Here is an 18,528-nt window from a genome sequence, read left to right as displayed (position 1 = left end):
TATTATTATAAAAATTTTTCTTCCAACGACTTATAGAGAAGTAGAGGCGGTAAGGGATGTAAGCTTAAATATAAATAAAGGTGAATTTGTAGGACTGATTGGTAATAATGGAGCAGGTAAATCTACACTTATAAAGATGATGACAGGGATCTTATACAATTCATCGGGTGATATAAGAATTTTAGGAAAAGATCCTTATGAAAATAGATTAGAGAATAATAAAAAGATAAGTGCAGTTTTTGGACAGAGAACTCAATTAAGATGGGATTTGTGTGCTATAGATTCATTTCAATTATTAAAGGTAATTTATAATATAGATGATGATATATATGAGAAAAATCTTAATAAGTTTATTGAATTGTTTGAAATGAAATCCTTTATCAAGCAGCCTGTGCGTACTTTAAGCTTAGGACAGAAAATGAAATGTGAAATAACAGCAGCATTTCTTCACAATCCTGAACTTGTATTATTAGATGAACCTACTATTGGGCTAGATATTTTTAGTAAAGATGCTATAGTAAAGTTTTTAAAGGAAATGAAAGAGACAACAGATGTTACAATTCTTTTGACTACACATGATATGAATGAAATAAGTGAAATCTGTGAGCGTGCTGTATTTTTGGACAAAGGAAAGATTATATTAGATAAAAATATAAAAGAACTTATGCAGGTAAGTACTAAAAAAAATATAAGTATTGTTCTTGAAAATAGAGTTCCAGTAGAAATAAAAGATGCTTTAGATTTAGATATAAGTTATGAGGAGCATATGATAACTTTTAATAGTGTGGATAAAGATAGGATCTTTGAGTCTATCTCAAAAGTTGTGGAAAAGAACAATATAAAGGATATAAGCATATCTGAAGAGAGCTTTACAGATGTGGTAAAGAGAATATATAGCAGGGAGTGATGAAGAATATGAAAAGATTAAAAAACTGCTATTTATATATTTTCTTAAATGCAAAAACAGCTTTTAATAGTCAATATGTATATAAAGCCGCGTCCCTGTTAAATTTTTTGACTCAAGTAATTCTGATATTAGCTCAGTATTTTTTATGGAATGCTATTTACTCAAATACCACTAGTGTAAATAACTTTACGTTTGAAGATATGATTACTTATTTAGTACTATCATTTTCAATGGGAAGGCTATATCCATTTAGTGTAAGCGGTAAATTTGGACGTATGGTAAAAAACGGAGATATAATTCATAATCTATTAAAGCCTGTAAAAATAGAATATCAACTTTTTACTGATTCATTAGGTGAGCTTTTTTATAAGATGATTTTTATAGCATTACCGATAATCTTGACTGGATATTTATTTTTAGATATTCATATTATGGTTGATATGAGTACTTTTATTATGGCGTTGATATTTTGGATAAGTTCTTATGTATTTATATTTACGCTTGAACTTTCAATCGGAGTTTTCAGCTATTATACTAATAGTCTTTGGGGAATAAATAATTTTAAATCTTCGATTATAAGTATACTTTCGGGTAAAATTTTGCCTATAAACTTTTATCCTAAGCTTTTTCAAAGCATAATATATTACCTTCCATTTTCAACTATTTATTTTGTTCCAATAAATATACTTCTTAATAAGCCAATAAATGATGCATTTACTTTACTTTTAATATTATGGGGATCTATAGCTATTCTATATTGCTTTTATAAGGTAATGTCAAAAATTATGATAAGAAAAATCATGATTCAAGGGGGATAATAGATGGGGAAAATGAAACGAACAATAGAATTGTTTAAAGCATATTATAAAACGAATGTAAAAGAAGTTGCTATATATGATAAGGATTTTTATTTTGGAATAATCTCTATGATTATAGAATATGCTGCAAGTTTAATGGTTTTATTTTTTATATTTGATATTGTTGAAGAAATAAATGGATGGACGTTTTATGAAATATTATTCTTATACTCTTTTAATTTAATTGGATTTTCATTGTGGGCATGTTTCTTTATAAACACCATAACTCTTCCCTACTATATACAGGATGGATCTTTTGATAGATTTTTATTACGTCCTATATCACCTATATTTCAAATAATGATGAGTGGATTTGATGAAGACTCTTGGGGGGAGCTTTTAACAGGGGTAATACTTTTTATATACTCTTGGATAAAACTAAAGATCAATATATGGTTTATATTAATAACACCTGTATTTTTTGTGTCAGCGTGTTTTATTTATGCAGGAATATCAATTATGTTTTCAACACTTTCCTTTTACACTATAGCAAAAGCTGATTTTGCAAATTTGACCATGGAGTTTAAGGAGTTTGCAAAATATCCAATGACTATTTATAAAAAAGGTTTGCAAATAATATTCACAACAATAGTTCCAATAGGATTTGTAGCTTTTTATCCAAGTAAAATATTTTTTGAAGGACTTAAATATAGCTATTTAATAATTGTGATACCTATAATTTCATATATATACTATAGATTCTCTAAATATATATGGAACATAGGATTGAAAAGATATGGGAGTTCAGGATCTTAAAAAGCCAATCAATGAATAAAATCATTGACTGGCTTTTAGATGCTAATCTTCGGATGCTTCTTTAGTTTTTACAGATTCTCGTGTGAGTTCATTTATCTTTTCAAGTTCTTTTGCAGAAAGATATCTCCATTTTCCTATAGGAAGATTGCCTAAAGAAACATTCATTATTCTTATTCTTTCAAGCTTTGTGACTTCATATCCAAGATAGCTGCACATTCTTCTAATCTGTCTATTGAGACCTTGAGTAAGTATTATTCTAAAGACATATTTGCTTTCATGTTTTACCATACACTTTTTAGTAACAGTATCTAATATAGGAACACCGCTACTCATTTTTTGTACAAACTCTGGAGTTATAGGTTTGTTAACTGTGACTATATATTCTTTTTCGTGGTTATTTCCAGCTCTTAAAATTTTGTTTACTATATCCCCATCATTAGTTAGAAAAATCAATCCTTGAGAATCTTTATCTAGTCTTCCGATTGGGAAAATTCTTTTCTCATGACCTATAAAATCAACTATATTTCCACGTACTTTATGTTCCGTAGTGCACGTTATTCCTACAGGTTTATTTAATGCTATATACACGAAATCTTCCGTAGAGGAGATAAGTTTATTATTTATATAGACTTTATCACCAGGAGATACTTTGTCACCCATGATAGCAACTTTATTATTTATTTTTACTGAACCTTTTTCTATGAGCTTATCAGCTTCACGTCTAGAGCAATAGCCGCTTTCTCCGATATATTTGTTTAATCTTACAGTAGTATTTTTATCTTCATGAATTATTTTAGTAACATCATTTGATTTATTTTTATAATTATCTATCTTAGTTGTTTCATTTTTTTTACAATAAAATTTAGATTTACTCATTTTCATTACTCCTAATTGTGGGATGTTAAATTTTAAATTAGTAACAATATATAATTATATCTAATATATATATAATTGTATAGGAATTGAGATAAATTAAATAAACTGAATTTTTAACTTCAGGTAGAGTATTAAGTCTATCTGAAGATTAGATAGTTAAAAGAAAATGATTAAAATGAATTTGTGGAGGATAAATTATGAAAAATGTAGTTGTATATACATCAGATAGTTGCACTTATTGTACTCTTACAAAGAACTATTTAAGATCCAAAGGGATTCACTTTGAAATTAGAAATATAAAAGAGCCTATTTACAGAAGAGAACTTATGCGAATGAGGCTTAGGGGAGTTCCAGTAATAAAAGTTGATGATGCAGTTATTGTTGGTTTTGATAGATATGCTATAGATGAAGCGTTAAGATAAAAATATAAAAGGAAGAGAACTAATAGAAAGTTCTCTTCCTTTTATATTGAACAAAGAAGATGAGACATCGTTTGAAGTTAAGTCAATAAACTCATCTTTCCCATTATTATTTATATTAGTGTTGATTTTATTACCCTTTAAAAAGTTTATAGTGGTTTCTAATTTAGAAAAGTTAATAGATTTATTAGTTATATATATGTTTATGGAACTTCCTTCCTCAATAATGCCATTATTCTTTGAATAGTATAGTATATTATATAAAGCTTGATCTAGAGATTTATTATCTATCTTTACATTTTTAACTATTTTTCTTGTAGAAGAGCTTCCACCAGAAGCTTCATGTACTTTACCAAAACTATTAACTCTTAATGTAAGATTGCCGCTTATACTCACTACAACAACAGATTGAGTATTGTTATAAACTAGAGAGGCAATTAAGATACTTAAAGCAAGTACAAGTGAGAATCCAACTATCAATGGAAGTTTTCCTTTAAGTGGTTTTGTTTTCACGCCTTCTATTATGTCACCTATTTTAATGTCATTATGTTCAACATTAGTAGGAACAACGCTTGTTATAGCTCCTGTGCTGGTTAATATTATGCAGTAGTTTTTTGAAACTGACAAAACCACTCCCATTAGTGGAGTCTGCGAATTATCATAAGGAATATTTTCGTTTTCTGTGATAGTCAAAAAGTTACGAAGACTTGTATGCTTTGTTGGATACAAAAGTATAAAGTATAAAATTATATAATTTCTATATTTTGATATAAAATCAGGAAGTTCTCCGCTCATTTGTGAAATCTTTTTTAGAGGAATAGATTTTTTATCGTGTATAAAAGCCGTTAAACGAGAATCTTCTAAAATAAGAAAAACTATATTCAAAATTTTGTTTCTAATTTTAATGCTTGGACAAGATGAAGTAAGTGATTTTAAATTTAGTTTAAAATCATTTAGTTCAGCTAAAAAAGACAGTACATCTTTTTTTCTAGAATCCTGCATATTATCATTTAGCATATATAGTTTTGGAGCATGTGAAAAACTATATTTTTTATTAACGCCCATAAAGCTACTCTCCTCTTAAAAAATATTATAATGTGAATATTATAGCATATAAATGTAGAAAATGAGTTAAGAAAGTAAATTAAGTTGTAATTAAAAGAGGTGCAATATGAAAAAGAATAAATGGATTTGTTGTTTTTTTGCAGTACTTTGTTTAGTAATGATAATATGTGGTTTTGACAAAAAGGATTTGGCAGGTGTAGGAAAAGAGACTATCTCTAAAAAGAGTGATTTTTACGATATATATATGGATATTCCCAAGATTGAAGGGCTTAAAAATTTAGATTTTCAAACTCAAATCAATGATAAGATAAAAAGAGAATCATCAGATTTCGCAGATCAAGTACAAAAGGAAGCAGAGGAATATGGTAAAAACCTTGCAGGAATAAAATTTATTATAAAACAGGACTTTAGTACCACATATAATGGAAAGGAGCTTTTGAGCATTCCTGTAAGCAGATATTATTATGCTGGAGGAGCTCACGGGGTTACAACTCTTAAGACTTTAAATATAGATAAGAATTCGGGGAAAGAGATAATATTGAAGGACTTATTTAAAGAAAAGTTTGATTTTAAAGGAGTAATAAACAAAGAGATATCATCTCAGATAGAGAAAAATAAAAATGAATACTTTCCAGATGAGTTCAAGGGGATAAAAGATAATACAGAATTCTTTTTGACTAATAATGGAGTGGTAGTTTATTATCAGCTTTATGAAATAGCCCCATATGTGAAAGGAATTCCTAAATTTGAAATAAAATATGACTTATTAAAAGAAGGACTTAAATATAATATGCCATAAGATGAAATTAATAAGGTAACTATATTGACTTTATATGGTAGAGATAATATAATTAGTAGCAAATTAAGTAGTAAGACCAGCCTTGATGTGCTTAGTTGGGGCTGGTCTAATGCTATTGTATTATATTTTATAGGAGGGCTAGCCGTGAATTTAAATGAAATAGTAGAATCTCAGAGAAAGTACTACAATCAAGGTGAAACCTTAGACGTTAGTTTTAGAATTGCAATGCTTAAGAAATTAAAAAATAGTATTTTAGCATATGAAGAAAATCTATATGATGCACTTTGGCAAGATTTAAGAAAGTCTAAGTTTGAATCTTACGAAACAGAAATAGGTCTTGTCATAGATGAAATCGATTTATCAATAAAAAAGTTACGATCTTGGGCAAAACCAAAGAGAAAGAGAACACCAATGGTTCATTTCTTATCCTACAGCTATAGATACCCTAATCCATATGGAGTAGTTCTTATAATGTCACCATGGAATTATCCATTTCAACTTACTATGTCACCATTAGTTGGAGCAATTGCAGCAGGAAACTGCGCTGTTATAAAGCCATCAAAATATTCTAAGGCAACTTCAGAAATCATGGAGAAAATAATAGAAGATACTTTTAAGGTAAATTATGTATCAGTAGTTGAAAGAGAAGGTGGACGTGAATCCATACAAAATATTTTAAAGGAAAGATATGATTATATATTTTTTACGGGAGGAACTACTGTAGGAAAGGTAGTCATGGAATCAGCATCTAAGAATCTAACTCCAGTAACTTTAGAGCTTGGAGGGAAAAGTCCATGTATAGTTGACAGTGATGCAAATATAGATTTAGCTGCTAAGAGAATAGTTTGGGGAAAATTTTTAAACTGTGGACAAACATGCGTTGCACCAGATTATTTATGGGTGCAAAAGGATGTAAAATATAAGCTTCTTGATAGAATGGGGTATTATATCACTGAGTTTTATGGTGAAAATCCTAATATAAGTCCTGATTATCCACGAATTATAAATGATAGACAGTTTGACAGGCTTATTTCTTATTTAAAGAAAGGCAATGTGGTTATAGGTGGGGTATATGATAAAGAAACAAGATATATATCACCAACAATAATAGATAATGTTGAATGGGATTATGAGATAATGAAGGATGAAATATTTGGACCTATAATGCCTGTTTTAGAGTTTTCAACTATTGAAGAGGTTATTGATAAGCTTAGGGGAAAAGAAAAACCATTAGCATTTTATTATTTTACTAAAAGCAAAGACAAAGAGAAAAATATGATGATAAAGACAACATCTGGCGGTGGATGTATAAATGATACAATAATACATGTAGCATCTCACCATGTGCCTTTTGGTGGAGTAGGTGCAAGCGGAATGGGTGCCTATCATGGAAAAGCTTCTTTTGATACATTTACTCATTATAAATCTATTATAAAGAAGAGTAATTTACTTGATATAAGATTTAGATATGCGCCATATGCTGGAAAGCTTAAGTGGTTAAAAAAGATTATGGGCTAAGAACCTAATATATTCTAGCTTCAAAGGATAAAAACTGATATGCAATTTCTAAAACTGTACTCCTAAAACCATAAATAAAAGAATATCAATGATATAATTTAGTTAACACAATATGGAATCAAGGAGGAATAACTATGAGCGAGGAATTAAATATGAGTTGGGATTTAAGCCAGCTATATAGCAGTTTTCAAGGAGAAGATTTTATCTCAGGTATGAAAGCTTTAGATGATAAAATTAATGAGATAAATAATTGGGCTAAAAACAATTTAAATACTACAGAAGATGCGGTTAGAAAGATGGAAGAGTATTTAAATTTAAATAGAGAATATACATCTCTTTTGGGAAGACTTTCATCTTTTTCAAGATTAACTCTATCAGCAAATGCAAAAAATAGTGAAGCAAAGAAAGCATCTGTAGTACTTAAGCAAAAGGAGACATTGACTAAGAATGTTCAAGTTGTATTTATAAAATGGCTAGGAAAATTAGAGAATATAGATGAAATAATAAATGCGTCAGAAGAACTAAAAAATCATGAGTTCATAATAAAAGAATTAGATAGTAAGAATGATTATATGCTTAGTGAAGAAGTTGAAGTTGCCTTATCTAAAATGGCTCTTACAGGCTCAAGCTCTTGGGAAAACCTAAGAAATACTTTAACTTCAAATCATATGGTTCCCATAACTATAGACGGTAAAGAAGAAATCTTAAGTATAAATAAAGTGAAGAATATGCAATTCAGTTCTGACAAGACCTTGAGAAAGATTGCGTCAGAAGCTGAAAGAAAAAGTAACAAAGTCATAGAAGAAGGCGTTGCATCAGCATTAAATGGAATAAAGGGTGAGGTAATCACTGTATGTGATATGAAAGGATACAAATCTCCTCTTAGCAAAACTCTTATAGATGCAAGAATGGATGAAGAAACTTTAAATTCTATGTTGGAAGCTATGAAAGAAAGCTTAAATGATTTCCAAAAATATTTTAGAAAGAAAGCGCAGCTTTTAGGCCATAAAGATAAACTTCCTTATTACGATATTATGGCTCCAATAAGCACATCAGAAAAGGAGTATACTTATGAAGAGACTAGAGACTTTATAGTAAAACATTTTTCTTCATTTTCTAAAGATATGGGAGCTATGGCCGAAAGAGCTTTTAATGATAGATGGATAGATTCAGAGGTAAGAGATGGGAAAAGAGGAGGAGCGTTCTGCTCAAACCTTCATGTAATAAAGCAAAGCAGGATACTTTGTAGTTTCAGTGGAAGCTTTAAAAATGTATGTACATTAGCTCATGAACTTGGACATGCTTATCATGGAATGATTTTAGGAGCAGAGGACATACTTAATACAAAATATCCAATGCCTTTGGCAGAAACAGCATCAATATTCTCAGAAACTATGGTAAGAAATGCTGCTTTAAAGGATGCAGACAAGGAAGAGGCTTTAGGAATACTTGGAGCAGAACTTGTAAACTGTGCATCAGTTATAGTTGATATATATGCTAGATTCTTATTTGAAAAAGAAGTATTTGAAAGAAGAAAGAATGGAGACTTATCTGTTGATGAAATAAAAGAAATAATGGTTTGTGCAGAAAAGGAAGCTTATGGCGAAGCTATTGATGAAACAACATTAGATCCATATGCATGGATTCATAAGCCACATTACTACTTTACAGAGAGGAACTTCTACAACTTCCCATATGCTTTCGGATTATTATTTGCAAAGGGATTATATAGTCAGTATCTAAAAGAAGGAGACGCTTTTGTAGAAAAGTATAACAAAATCCTATCTTTAACGGGAAAAGCAAATATTTATGATGTAACAAAATTTGCAGGAATAGATGTTCATGACATAAACTTCTGGAGAAGTTCTTTAGATATAATAAGAAAAGATATAGAAAAGTTTTGTCAGTTATAAAATATAAGATACAGGGGATAGATCCTCTGTATTTTTTTGAACTAAATAGATTAAGTTTCCCGCAAATCTTAAATATTCCTAAAGAGTTTCTTAAAAGCTATTAAAGGTGCTTACTAAATGGGAATACTATAAGATATAATTAAAAGAGTAATAATTTTATGAGGTGAATTATGGCGACTATATTAGAATTGAAAAATGTCAGTAAAACAATGGGGAAGAAAAAAGCCGTAGACAATATTAGTTTTACAGTAAATTCAGGAGAGATATTTGGCTTTTTAGGACCCAATGGAGCTGGTAAGACTACGACTATAAAAATGATAACAGGTCTTTTAAGTATCGATGAAGGAGAAATTTTTATAGGCGGAAAAAATGTAAAAAAGGATTTTGAAGGTGCTTTAGAAAATGTTGGGGGGATTATAGAAAATCCTGAGATGTACGGATATTTAAGCGGAAGAGATAACTTGAAAATTTATGGAAAAATGCATGGAACAGTATCAAAAGATAGAATAGATGAAACCGTAAAGATGGTAAAGCTTGAAAATCGTATAGATGATAAAGTTAAAAAATATTCCCTAGGAATGAGACAGAGACTAGGAGTTGCTCAAGCTTTACTACATAAGCCTAAGCTTCTTATATTGGATGAACCTACCAATGGATTAGACCCAGTAGGTATAAAGGAACTTAGAGATAATCTTAGAGAGCTTGCTGAAAACGAAGGACTTGCTGTTTTAGTATCCAGCCATCTTTTAAGTGAAATGGAGCTTATGTGTGACAGAGTTGGAATAATAGATAATGGAAAGATAATCGACATAAGGTCTTTAAAGGACATAAAGAAGAAAAGTAAGGATGTTAACTTGTATTCTTTAGATGTCTCAGATACTGATAAAACCATAGAAGTTATAAAAGATGAATATAAAGATATGAAGGTTGAAAAACATGATGAAAAGCTTAGATTAAACTGTTCTCGTGAAGAGATAGCTAAGATAAATAAACTTCTAATAAATGTAGATATTTTGGTTTATGAAATGGCTATAAATTCTAAAACTCTTGAAGATGAGTTTATGGAAGTTACAAAGGGGTCTAAGGATCAAATATCTTAATAAAAATGATATTAGGTAATATATCTTAGTTATAAAAGGAGAATGAAAATGAGAAAGATAGGTATTCTTACGAAGAATGAACTGATAAAGCAATACAAAAAAGTTGGTACAAAAGTAATTTTAATTTTAATACTTATATCAGCTCTTGCTATTCCAGGAGCTATAAAGTTTATCAGTGAAAAAGAAAGAAATTCAAATTCCTATATAGAGCATTATAAATCACAGCTTGAATATTTAGATATGGATAATAAAAATTTGGAGAAGGAAGGAAATACCAAGAATAATCAGCTTCTTAAAGCAATAAGAAGCAAGGAAAAAGAAAAGTTAAACATTCTTATAGACAACAATATATCCTATGACGACTGGAGATCTGATAGTGTAAATCAATGGTTTGAAAATGAAGTTTCAATAATAACAATTCAAGCTATATTAGATGGACATGAGACAAAAGATATACCAGATTATTTTGGATCAGAAAAGATACAGATATTTAGTTCAATGTCTAAAGAAGAGTTGCAAGAAGAGTTAAAGATACTAAATAAGAGTAATCCAAAACTAAAGGACGGTATAGTAAAGAATGATTTTATGTCTTATTTAGATGCTAACATAAAATCGATGAAAGAATCAGTAAATAAACAAAAAGAGAATATAAAGACTATGGAAGATGCTATAAAAGCTGATCCTAAGAAGAATGATTTAAAAGCAGTTTTAGAAAGTGCAAAAGCACAATTAAAGGCTACAGAAGGAAGACTTGAAGCAACTCAATATAGATATAACAATAAAATAGCTTATGACAATAATGATTGGAAGAGTAATACTATAAAAGATATAGGATTCAAGTATGATTCTCAGATGGAGGCCATGCTAGATGAAGAAAGATTCAATCAGCAATATAGCCATCAAATTTCAAGAGGTATGACATATGAAACTTATAAAAAAGATTTTGAAGATAAACAGAAAAAGATAAAAGAAGAGATAGAGCTTAATTGGTATAGTTTGAAAAATGAAGTGCCACAAATTAAATTCCAAAAAGATGCTAGAAGTTCTGTAGACCAACTATATTTAATGTATGTATCTGTAATAATAGTTGTCTCTATAATAATAGCAGGTGGTATTGTATCATCAGAGTTTTCTACTGGAACAGTAAGGCTTCTTATGATAAGACCAGTATCAAGATGGAAATTCTTGTTCTCAAAACTTATGGCAGTACTTATTGTAGGCTACACAACTCTTATATTAAGTGTGGGAATGCTTATAATATCAAGTGGAATAACTTATGGATTTAAGGGATTTGGAACCAATGTAATAAGCTTTGTAGGAGGAAGCATAGTAGAAAAGAATTATATTGCTTCGATAATACCAAAGCTAATGTTCTCAAGCATAAGTCTTATATTTATAATTGCAGTTGCAATAACTTTATCAACAATAACTAGAAATACAGCATTATCAGTAGGTTTAACTATGATGATGTATTTAGGAAGTTCACCTGCTACTCTTATGCTTACAGGATTAAATATGAAATGGGTGACAAAAACAATATTCCCATACATGAATTTATCAAACTTCTATGGTGATTCTATAATAGTGGGAATGATAAAGCAGCAATTTGGAGTAAATTTGGATCCAAACTTCGGAGCTGCATATCTTCTAATATTTGCAGCTATACTACTTGCAATTTCCTTTATATCTTTTGTAAAGAGAGACGTTAAGTAGATATAAGAGTAAATAGTGAATAATTAAGCGATAAAAAATAAGATAGCATTAACTAGGATTTAGAAGTTTTAAAATAATTTCAAATAAAAGAATTTAAAATTGAGTATGAGTTTTTAATTGTATAAAAAAGGAGCAAGTTTCCCCCCTCGGAAGTTCTTGCTCCTTTTTCTTGTGACAAATATTATATAAATATTTAATTTATTTTTCTGTTGAAATGAGGATATCAAAAATATAACTTATTTCAGTTTAAAAGATAGTGTTTATAAAATTTAGAGATAAAATAAGCATTTATTGAAAATTTGACACTACAAGATAGAATTAGACAGTGTTGGACAATTAAACACTATTTTATGTTGAAAAATGCATAGTGTTTAAAATAAAATAAAATTGGTAGGTAGTGTTGAAAATTTATAGAACTAAAGACTCAGAATAAAAGCAAATTTATAATGATATCGTAGAAGAAAACGATATTGGAAAGAGGGGTGGTTATATGAGTTATACAGCTTCTAAAATTCAGATAATCCAATATCTTCGTAAGCTAAGCCGTAACTTTAATATGGAACAAATGTCTGGATTCACTACTATCAACATAAGTAAGGCATTAAATATATCTAGATCTTTAACATCACAATATTTAAATGATCTTGTAAAAGAGAATGAAGTGATAAAGATTAGTTCAAGACCAGTTTATTACATAGACAAAAATGAGATTGAAAAAAAATATCAGATAGAAATGAAAATGTCTGAATATTTAAGCTTAGCTGAATTGAGAGAGGAATTAAATCAAAACAGTCCTAATTTAAAGGATTTTCAAAAAGCCATAGGATGTGATGGAAGTTTAAATTACTGTATTTCACAAATGAAATCCGCGCTTCTATATCCACAGGGAGGTCTTCCAATTATTTTATATGGGGAAAAAGGAAGTGGAAAATCTTATTTAGTAAAACTTATTCATGAATTTTGCATGAATCAAATACCTACACAGAAACAATCTTCATTAGTAAAAAAACGTATCTTCAAAGGAGAAGATGCACAGAAACAAATGGAAGAAATTTTTGGAAAGTATGATGAAAAAGAAAAGGTTATGCAGAAGGGATTGATAGATGAAGCAGAGGGAGGAATATTATGTATTCAAGATGCTTCTAATTTAACTGAGAAATGCCAAGAAAAATTGTCGGAATATATAAGCAGTTCTAAATTTACAAGATTTGGTGATGACAAAGTCCTTGTAGAAGGAAATACAAGAATAATTTTAAGTACTACAAAGAACCCATACGACTCTTTGTCACAAAGTTTAGTGTTGAATATTCCTATAATATGCAACATTCCTTCTTTAAGAGATAGAAATGATGATGAACGTTTGGAGTTCATTATAAAATTTTTTAAAGAAGAGCAAAACAGATTGGATCGCTCAATATATATATCAGAAAAATTAATTCAATTTTTGATGGAATACCATTTTGAAAATAACATAAATGAATTAAACAAATGCGTAAAATCTATATGTGCAAATGCATTCTCAGAATGTACTTCTTCTACTTTTGTAAATGTCTACTTGTATCATTTGCCTATTAATATGATGAATCAGATTACAGTAGATAAGGTATCTAAGGATGAGGACAATATAATACGCATAGATAGCATTGAAAAGGAATCGAAAAACAATAGAATCCTTATAATGTGGGATCAAATGTTAAATGCTTATAATGAGTATGTATTAGAAATGCAGCCATTTTCTAAGTTTTTAGAACATGGTCATAAAGCACTTAGATACTATTACGATATTTTAATATTTAAGGAAACTTATTATGATGCCAGATTAAAAGCAATGGAAAAGATTGTTTTAGAGGTCTTAAATGCTGTGAAATCAGCCAAAAGCATAAACTTGCCTTTAAACTGCGCTTATGTTTTGACTAGAATGATAATTTCTTATCAAAAAAATAACTCAGTGCTTAAGCAATGGGAACAGGATAATCGTAAGGAAATAAGAGAATGCTTAACAAGAATGTGTGAAAATATGCCTAATGAGTATATTCTTACTGATATGATTGTCAAGCAAATACAATCAAATATAAATATAAGACTGAATGAAATGAACATTATATTTCTTATGATAAATATCAATTTTTATAACAAAGATTTAAGGTCGCAAGATACTATAGGCATAATTTTAAGTCATGGATATTCTACAGCTAGTTCAATAGCTGATGCGGCGAATTCTTTATTATCATCATATATATTTGAAGCAATTGATATGCCTTTAAATACATCTGTTGAAAAAATTAGTGATAAGTTAAATAAGTTTATAGAAGAAAATACTCATTTAAAAAATATTATTTTACTTGTTGATATGGGATCTCTAGAAGGAATTGGGGAAGTTATTGCAGATAGTGTAAATGTAGGTGTGATAAATAATATATCAACTTCATTAGCATTAAACATAGGGATAAAAATTCAGCAGCATTGTGAATTAGAGGAAATACTAAAAATAGCATGTGAAGAAAATCAATGTAGATATAAAGTATTATCTGTAGCTGCAAAAGAAAAGGCTATCGTATTCACAAATGATGCAGGACTTATGGTATCTGAAAAGTTATGTCGTTTATTTAAAGATAGTTTGCCAAGAAAGATAGATTTGAAAATGATTGAATATGACTATGATGAATTAGTTAAAAACAAAACAGAGGATATTCTATTCAAAAAATACGATGTAGTTTTAATGATTAAACCATATTCCTTAAAATTAAAAAAGGTAAAGAGCGTTACTTTGGAAGAGATTATTAATTTTAAAGACATAGACAAAGTAAATAATGCTTTAAGACCTTACTTAAGTACAGAGGAAATAGAATGTTTTGATCAAGAACTATTGAAAAATTTCTCAATGCAGTCAGTTATGGAAAATTTGACCATACTTAACGCGCCTAAATTGCTGGATTATGTAAGTGATTCTATATACTCACTTCAACATACAATTGGGAAGAAGTTTCAAAGCAAAACAATTGTAGGGATTTACATTCATATTTGTTTTCTTGTAGAGAGACTTGTAACTAAAACAGCATTATATAAATACGAAGGATTAGAGGACTTTATACAGACTCATCAGGATTTCATAGATAAGGTTAACAATAGTTTCGAAGCGATGCTTTCTCACTATAATGTGGAAATGCCTATTAGTGAAATTGCTTATTTATATGAGTACATTGAAAATGATGAGTTAAAAGGTGGTGGAGAAGATGAATTTTAAATCTAGGTTATGTGCAATGAATTGTCATTACCGTTTTTATGAATTGGAAGAGTTTTTTAGACATGCCCATATAAATGGCATAAAGTATGTAGAACTATGGACAGGCCCTATGCATTTTTTTGTTGATTACAACCAACATGATGATGTAGAAATTCTTAAACTATTATCAGAAAAGTACAAAATTAAAATTATCGGATTATGTCCTGAGCAAACCAATCCAAAGCCTAACAATATAGCAGTGAAATCTGAAATAGGAAAACAAAATGTCTATAAATATTATAAACAGATAATAGATATAGCGGACAAGATAGGGTGTAAACAAGTTTTAGTAACAAGTGGATGGGCATATTACAATGAACCTATAGAAGATGCATGGAATAGGTCTGTAAGTATGATGAAAAGGATTGCGGAATACTCGAAAAAGAAAGACATCATGCTTGTATTAGAAGCTTTACAAATAGATGAGTCTTTACTTGTAAATAGTGTAAATGATATTAAGAGATATAGAGAAGATGTTAACAGCGGCAATTTGAAGGTGTGCATTGATTTTGGAGCTATGTCAAGAGCACAAAATACTATTGAAGAATATTTTGAAACTTTTGGAGATGATGTTAGACATATTCATTTTGTTGATGGAAAACCTACAGGACATTTAGCGTGGTCTGATGGGGATAGAGATTTAGAGAAAGATTTAAATGATCTTCAAAGATATAATTATAACGGATTTTTATCATTAGAGACTGCAACACAAAGATACTATGAGAAACCGTGGATTGCTGAAGAAAAAACTATTAGTACATTTGAGAAACTGGAGGGAGAAAAAGATGAGACATTATATATTAGCTAGTCATGGAACATTCTCTCAGGGGCTTTATGAAGCTATAAAGATTATTATGGGAGAGCAAGAAAACGTACATATTATCACAGCCTATGTTGAAGATGGTTTTGACTTGAAGCAGCAGATTCAAAAGACCATTGATAGTATTCCAGAAGATGATGAAATTATTACATGTACTGATATATTTGGTGGAAGCGTTAACAATGAAATGATGAAATATATTCGAAGAGAAAACTTCTATTTGCTAACAGGTATAAATCTTCCAATATTAATTAATATATTTTTATCAAAAGATGAAAATTTTGATGTTTTGATGGAACAAATATTTTCAGAGGAATTACAAGGTATAGTGTATTGCAATAGAAAAAAAGATAAATCAGTTGAAGAAGAGGATTTTTAAAGAAAGGAGGAATTAAAATGATTAAATTATGTCGTGTTGATCATCGTCTTTTACATGGACAAGTTGCATTCTCATGGACAAATGCAGTTAGTGCAGATTGTATTTTAGTTGCTAGTGATCATGTTGTGAATGATGAAATGTGGAAAACTACATTAAAGTTAGGTAAACCTGCAGGGGTAAAGCTAGTAATCAAAAATATTGAGGATTCTATAAAGGCAATTAATAGTGGAGTTACAGACAAGTACAAATTATTAATTGTTGTACAGAACATTAAAGATGCAAATCGTTTAAGTAAAGAATGTTCAGCTATAAAAAGCATTAATCTTGGTGGAACAAAAAAACAAGATGGTTATAGACAAATTAGCAAAGCTATTTTCATTGGGGATGAAGATGAGAAAGATATCAAAGATATGTTAAGTCGTGGATTACAAGTTGAGATTCGTCAATTAGCTGCTGAAAATAGTGTACCTGTACAAAATGTTTTATAAGAAAAGGGGGATAAGGATATGTTAGAAGCAATTTTAATTGGACTGGTTGCTGCCCTAGGTGTATTTGGAGATCAGTTAGGTTCTCTCTACATCAACCGTCCTATCATTTTGGGACCTCTTGTTGGTCTTATACTTGGAAATGTAGAACAAGGACTTATTATTGGGGCAAGTCTTGAATTATTCTTTATGGGTGCAGTAAGTGTTGGAGCTTATATACCTCCAGATACAATTGTAGGTGGAGTATTGGCAACTGCATTCGCTATTTCAATGGGGAATGGAATTGAAACTGCAGTAACGTTAGCAATGCCAATTGCTTTGTTATCACAGGCAATGGGTAATTTCTTTAATGTATTTAACTCCATTATACTTAGATTTACGGATAAATATGGAGAAAAGGGCAATTATCGAGGGGTCGTTGCTACTCACTGGCTTATTGGTATGCTTACAATCGTTCGTCGTTTCCTTCTAGTATTCTTTGCATTTTACTTAGGATCAGAAGTTGTAGGAAATATGATTAATGCGATTCCAGAGTTTGTAACTAGTGGTATGGCTGCTGCTGCTGGATTATTACCTGCATTAGGATTTGCTATGTTAATGCGTATGACAGTAAATAAACAAAATGTACCATACTACTTTTTAGGATTTGCATTAGCTTCTTATATGAAAGTGCCTATATTAGGAGTTGCTATTCTTGGAGTTATCTTAATTCTTGTTAAATTTAACTTCTTAGAGCCAAAAGCTGCAGCGGTAACTGTAGGAGGGGAAGTTATAGAGGAGGTAATGGAAGATGAAGACTTCTAATTCAAAAATAACAAAAAAAGATATAACAAATATGGCTTTTAACCAAGGATCCTTAGGAATGGAGTTTTCTTGGAACTATGAAAGACAAATGCATATTTCATTTGCTATGATGATTAATAAAATTCTAAAAAAAGTATATAAGAATGATGAAGAAGGTTATAAAGAAGCTTTAGTTAGACACTTAGAATTCTTTAATATAACTCCTCAATTTGCTCCTTTTGTAGGCGGAATAGTAGCTTCAATGGAAGAAATGAAGGCTCGTGGAGAGGTAGATGGGGAAGCAATATCTAGCATAAAAACAGCACTTATGGGACCGTTAAGCGGGATCGGTGATTCTATTTTTGTTGGATGTCTACGTGTAATAGCTGTAGGAATTGGTATTTCTTTAGCTCAAACTGGAAACATATTAGGACCTATCTTATATTTCCTTTTATATAATATCCCTGCATTTATAGTAAGATATTTTGGAGCACATCTTGGATATGATATAGGATTTAATTACTTACAGAAGATGCAGCAGAATGGTATGATGAACAAGCTTTTAGCTGCTGCTAGTATACTAGGAGTTATGGTAATTGGGTGTATGTCTAAAGACATGGTATGGACTACGATAAATATTCAGCTTGGTGCAGTAGGAGAAGAAATCACCACTTTACAATCTGTATTAGATGGTATTATGCCTGGTATGATTGGATTAGGTGGAACGTGGTTGTATTATTGGTTATTAAAAAAGAAGGTAAATCCAATAATGCTTATAGTTGGAACAATGATTGTAGGAATCATTGGAGCATACTTCGGTGTATTAGCTGGCTAAATATAAAAAATAAGGGAGGA

At 29.9% G+C, this 18,528-nt stretch carries 17 protein-coding genes; 15 read left to right on the top strand and 2 right to left on the bottom strand.

All coding sequences use genetic code 11. The features are described 5' to 3' along the window. Position 1: 1 nt before the first annotated feature. From KQH81_RS14725 to KQH81_RS14715, 3 genes are read left to right on the top strand one after another with little or no spacing between them, the layout of a single operon-like run. The gene (locus KQH81_RS14725) at positions 2 to 907 is read left to right on the top strand and encodes an ABC transporter ATP-binding protein (protein ID WP_168972059.1); all 906 of its coding nucleotides are present in this window, start codon (positions 2 to 4) and stop codon (positions 905 to 907) included. Continuing rightward, positions 907 to 1,725: an ABC transporter permease gene (locus KQH81_RS14720; protein WP_051196158.1), complete on the top strand. Its 819-nt coding sequence runs from the start codon at positions 907 to 909 to the stop codon at positions 1,723 to 1,725. The genes KQH81_RS14725 and KQH81_RS14720 overlap by 1 nt, the downstream gene beginning before the upstream one ends. A gap of 3 nt (positions 1,726 to 1,728) precedes the next feature. Then, positions 1,729 to 2,520 carry an ABC transporter permease gene (locus KQH81_RS14715; RefSeq protein WP_051196157.1) on the top strand — a complete coding sequence of 264 codons (792 nt, stop codon included), beginning with the start codon at positions 1,729 to 1,731 and terminating at the stop codon, positions 2,518 to 2,520. A gap of 42 nt (positions 2,521 to 2,562) precedes the next feature. On the opposite strand, the gene rluF is transcribed toward KQH81_RS14715, so the two are convergent. Beyond that, complete coding sequence (gene rluF, locus KQH81_RS14710) at positions 2,563 to 3,396, bottom strand: 23S rRNA pseudouridine(2604) synthase RluF (protein ID WP_230028453.1); 834 nt, start codon at positions 3,394 to 3,396, stop codon at positions 2,563 to 2,565. Between the two features lie 197 nt (positions 3,397 to 3,593). Here rluF and KQH81_RS14705 point away from each other — a divergent pair, with 197 nt between their 5' ends. Further along, a complete protein-coding gene (locus KQH81_RS14705; protein ID WP_027637698.1) occupies positions 3,594 to 3,818 on the top strand; it encodes a glutaredoxin family protein in 225 nt (74 codons plus the stop codon). On the opposite strand, the gene KQH81_RS14700 is transcribed toward KQH81_RS14705, so the two are convergent. Continuing rightward, positions 3,810 to 4,880, bottom strand: a complete 1,071-nt coding sequence (locus tag KQH81_RS14700) for an anti-sigma-I factor RsgI family protein (RefSeq protein WP_074846349.1) — start codon at positions 4,878 to 4,880, stop codon at positions 3,810 to 3,812. The genes KQH81_RS14705 and KQH81_RS14700 overlap by 9 nt on opposite strands. Before the next feature lie 106 nt (positions 4,881 to 4,986). Between KQH81_RS14700 and KQH81_RS14695 the strand changes: the two genes are divergently transcribed. From KQH81_RS14695 to KQH81_RS14645, 11 genes are all read left to right on the top strand, one after another. Next, complete coding sequence (locus tag KQH81_RS14695) at positions 4,987 to 5,679, top strand: DUF3298 and DUF4163 domain-containing protein (RefSeq protein WP_074846347.1); 693 nt, start codon at positions 4,987 to 4,989, stop codon at positions 5,677 to 5,679. 144 nt (positions 5,680 to 5,823) lie between these two features. Then, positions 5,824 to 7,197: an aldehyde dehydrogenase gene (locus tag KQH81_RS14690; RefSeq protein WP_074846346.1), complete on the top strand. Its 1,374-nt coding sequence runs from the start codon at positions 5,824 to 5,826 to the stop codon at positions 7,195 to 7,197. Between the two features lie 134 nt (positions 7,198 to 7,331). Continuing rightward, entirely contained in the window at positions 7,332 to 9,110 is a 1,779-nt protein-coding gene (locus tag KQH81_RS14685; RefSeq protein WP_074846343.1) for a M3 family oligoendopeptidase, read from the top strand. A gap of 170 nt (positions 9,111 to 9,280) precedes the next feature. Beyond that, positions 9,281 to 10,210, top strand: a complete 930-nt coding sequence (locus tag KQH81_RS14680) for an ABC transporter ATP-binding protein (protein WP_230028452.1) — start codon at positions 9,281 to 9,283, stop codon at positions 10,208 to 10,210. A 48-nt stretch (positions 10,211 to 10,258) separates the two neighbouring features. After that, complete coding sequence (locus KQH81_RS14675) at positions 10,259 to 11,923, top strand: ABC transporter permease (protein ID WP_027637693.1); 1,665 nt, start codon at positions 10,259 to 10,261, stop codon at positions 11,921 to 11,923. 490 nt (positions 11,924 to 12,413) lie between these two features. After that, positions 12,414 to 15,167: a sigma 54-interacting transcriptional regulator gene (locus KQH81_RS14670; RefSeq protein WP_074846339.1), complete on the top strand. Its 2,754-nt coding sequence runs from the start codon at positions 12,414 to 12,416 to the stop codon at positions 15,165 to 15,167. After that, positions 15,157 to 16,014, top strand: coding sequence for a sugar phosphate isomerase/epimerase family protein (locus KQH81_RS14665; protein WP_074846336.1), 858 nt, complete (start codon positions 15,157 to 15,159; stop codon positions 16,012 to 16,014). The genes KQH81_RS14670 and KQH81_RS14665 overlap by 11 nt, the downstream gene beginning before the upstream one ends. Next, positions 15,992 to 16,405: a PTS sugar transporter subunit IIA gene (locus tag KQH81_RS14660; protein WP_027637690.1), complete on the top strand. Its 414-nt coding sequence runs from the start codon at positions 15,992 to 15,994 to the stop codon at positions 16,403 to 16,405. The genes KQH81_RS14665 and KQH81_RS14660 overlap by 23 nt, the downstream gene beginning before the upstream one ends. A gap of 17 nt (positions 16,406 to 16,422) precedes the next feature. Next, positions 16,423 to 16,893: a PTS sugar transporter subunit IIB gene (locus KQH81_RS14655; protein WP_027637689.1), complete on the top strand. Its 471-nt coding sequence runs from the start codon at positions 16,423 to 16,425 to the stop codon at positions 16,891 to 16,893. Between the two features lie 18 nt (positions 16,894 to 16,911). Further along, a complete protein-coding gene (locus tag KQH81_RS14650; RefSeq protein ID WP_027637688.1) occupies positions 16,912 to 17,694 on the top strand; it encodes a PTS mannose/fructose/sorbose/N-acetylgalactosamine transporter subunit IIC in 783 nt (260 codons plus the stop codon). Further along, positions 17,681 to 18,508: a PTS system mannose/fructose/sorbose family transporter subunit IID gene (locus KQH81_RS14645; protein WP_074846333.1), complete on the top strand. Its 828-nt coding sequence runs from the start codon at positions 17,681 to 17,683 to the stop codon at positions 18,506 to 18,508. Before KQH81_RS14650 ends, KQH81_RS14645 begins: the two co-directional genes overlap by 14 nt. The last annotated feature ends 20 nt before the right edge of the window (positions 18,509 to 18,528 follow it).

This window comes from Clostridium cadaveris (assembly GCF_020911725.1).
Taxonomy (GTDB): domain Bacteria; phylum Bacillota; class Clostridia; order Clostridiales; family Clostridiaceae; genus Clostridium_X; species Clostridium_X cadaveris.
The sequence above is the reverse complement of the archived record's forward strand: the minus strand, read 5'-3'. Positions and strand labels throughout refer to the sequence as shown.

What these genes read in the sequence shown, in the direction of transcription:
- KQH81_RS14705 (WP_027637698.1), top strand. Translation starts at nt 3,594, where the DNA reads ATGAAAAATGTAGTTGTATATACATCAGATAGTTGCACTTATTGTACT.
- rluF (WP_230028453.1), bottom strand. Translation starts at nt 3,396, where the DNA reads ATGAGTAAATCTAAATTTTATTGTAAAAAAAATGAAACAACTAAGATA.
- KQH81_RS14645 (WP_074846333.1), top strand. Translation starts at nt 17,681, where the DNA reads ATGAAGACTTCTAATTCAAAAATAACAAAAAAAGATATAACAAATATG.
- KQH81_RS14670 (WP_074846339.1), top strand. Translation starts at nt 12,414, where the DNA reads ATGAGTTATACAGCTTCTAAAATTCAGATAATCCAATATCTTCGTAAG.
- KQH81_RS14660 (WP_027637690.1), top strand. Translation starts at nt 15,992, where the DNA reads ATGAGACATTATATATTAGCTAGTCATGGAACATTCTCTCAGGGGCTT.
- KQH81_RS14655 (WP_027637689.1), top strand. Translation starts at nt 16,423, where the DNA reads ATGATTAAATTATGTCGTGTTGATCATCGTCTTTTACATGGACAAGTT.
- KQH81_RS14695 (WP_074846347.1), top strand. Translation starts at nt 4,987, where the DNA reads ATGAAAAAGAATAAATGGATTTGTTGTTTTTTTGCAGTACTTTGTTTA.
- KQH81_RS14675 (WP_027637693.1), top strand. Translation starts at nt 10,259, where the DNA reads ATGAGAAAGATAGGTATTCTTACGAAGAATGAACTGATAAAGCAATAC.
- KQH81_RS14685 (WP_074846343.1), top strand. Translation starts at nt 7,332, where the DNA reads ATGAGCGAGGAATTAAATATGAGTTGGGATTTAAGCCAGCTATATAGC.
- KQH81_RS14650 (WP_027637688.1), top strand. Translation starts at nt 16,912, where the DNA reads ATGTTAGAAGCAATTTTAATTGGACTGGTTGCTGCCCTAGGTGTATTT.
- KQH81_RS14665 (WP_074846336.1), top strand. Translation starts at nt 15,157, where the DNA reads ATGAATTTTAAATCTAGGTTATGTGCAATGAATTGTCATTACCGTTTT.
- KQH81_RS14700 (WP_074846349.1), bottom strand. Translation starts at nt 4,880, where the DNA reads ATGGGCGTTAATAAAAAATATAGTTTTTCACATGCTCCAAAACTATAT.
- KQH81_RS14715 (WP_051196157.1), top strand. Translation starts at nt 1,729, where the DNA reads ATGGGGAAAATGAAACGAACAATAGAATTGTTTAAAGCATATTATAAA.
- KQH81_RS14680 (WP_230028452.1), top strand. Translation starts at nt 9,281, where the DNA reads ATGGCGACTATATTAGAATTGAAAAATGTCAGTAAAACAATGGGGAAG.
- KQH81_RS14720 (WP_051196158.1), top strand. Translation starts at nt 907, where the DNA reads ATGAAGAATATGAAAAGATTAAAAAACTGCTATTTATATATTTTCTTA.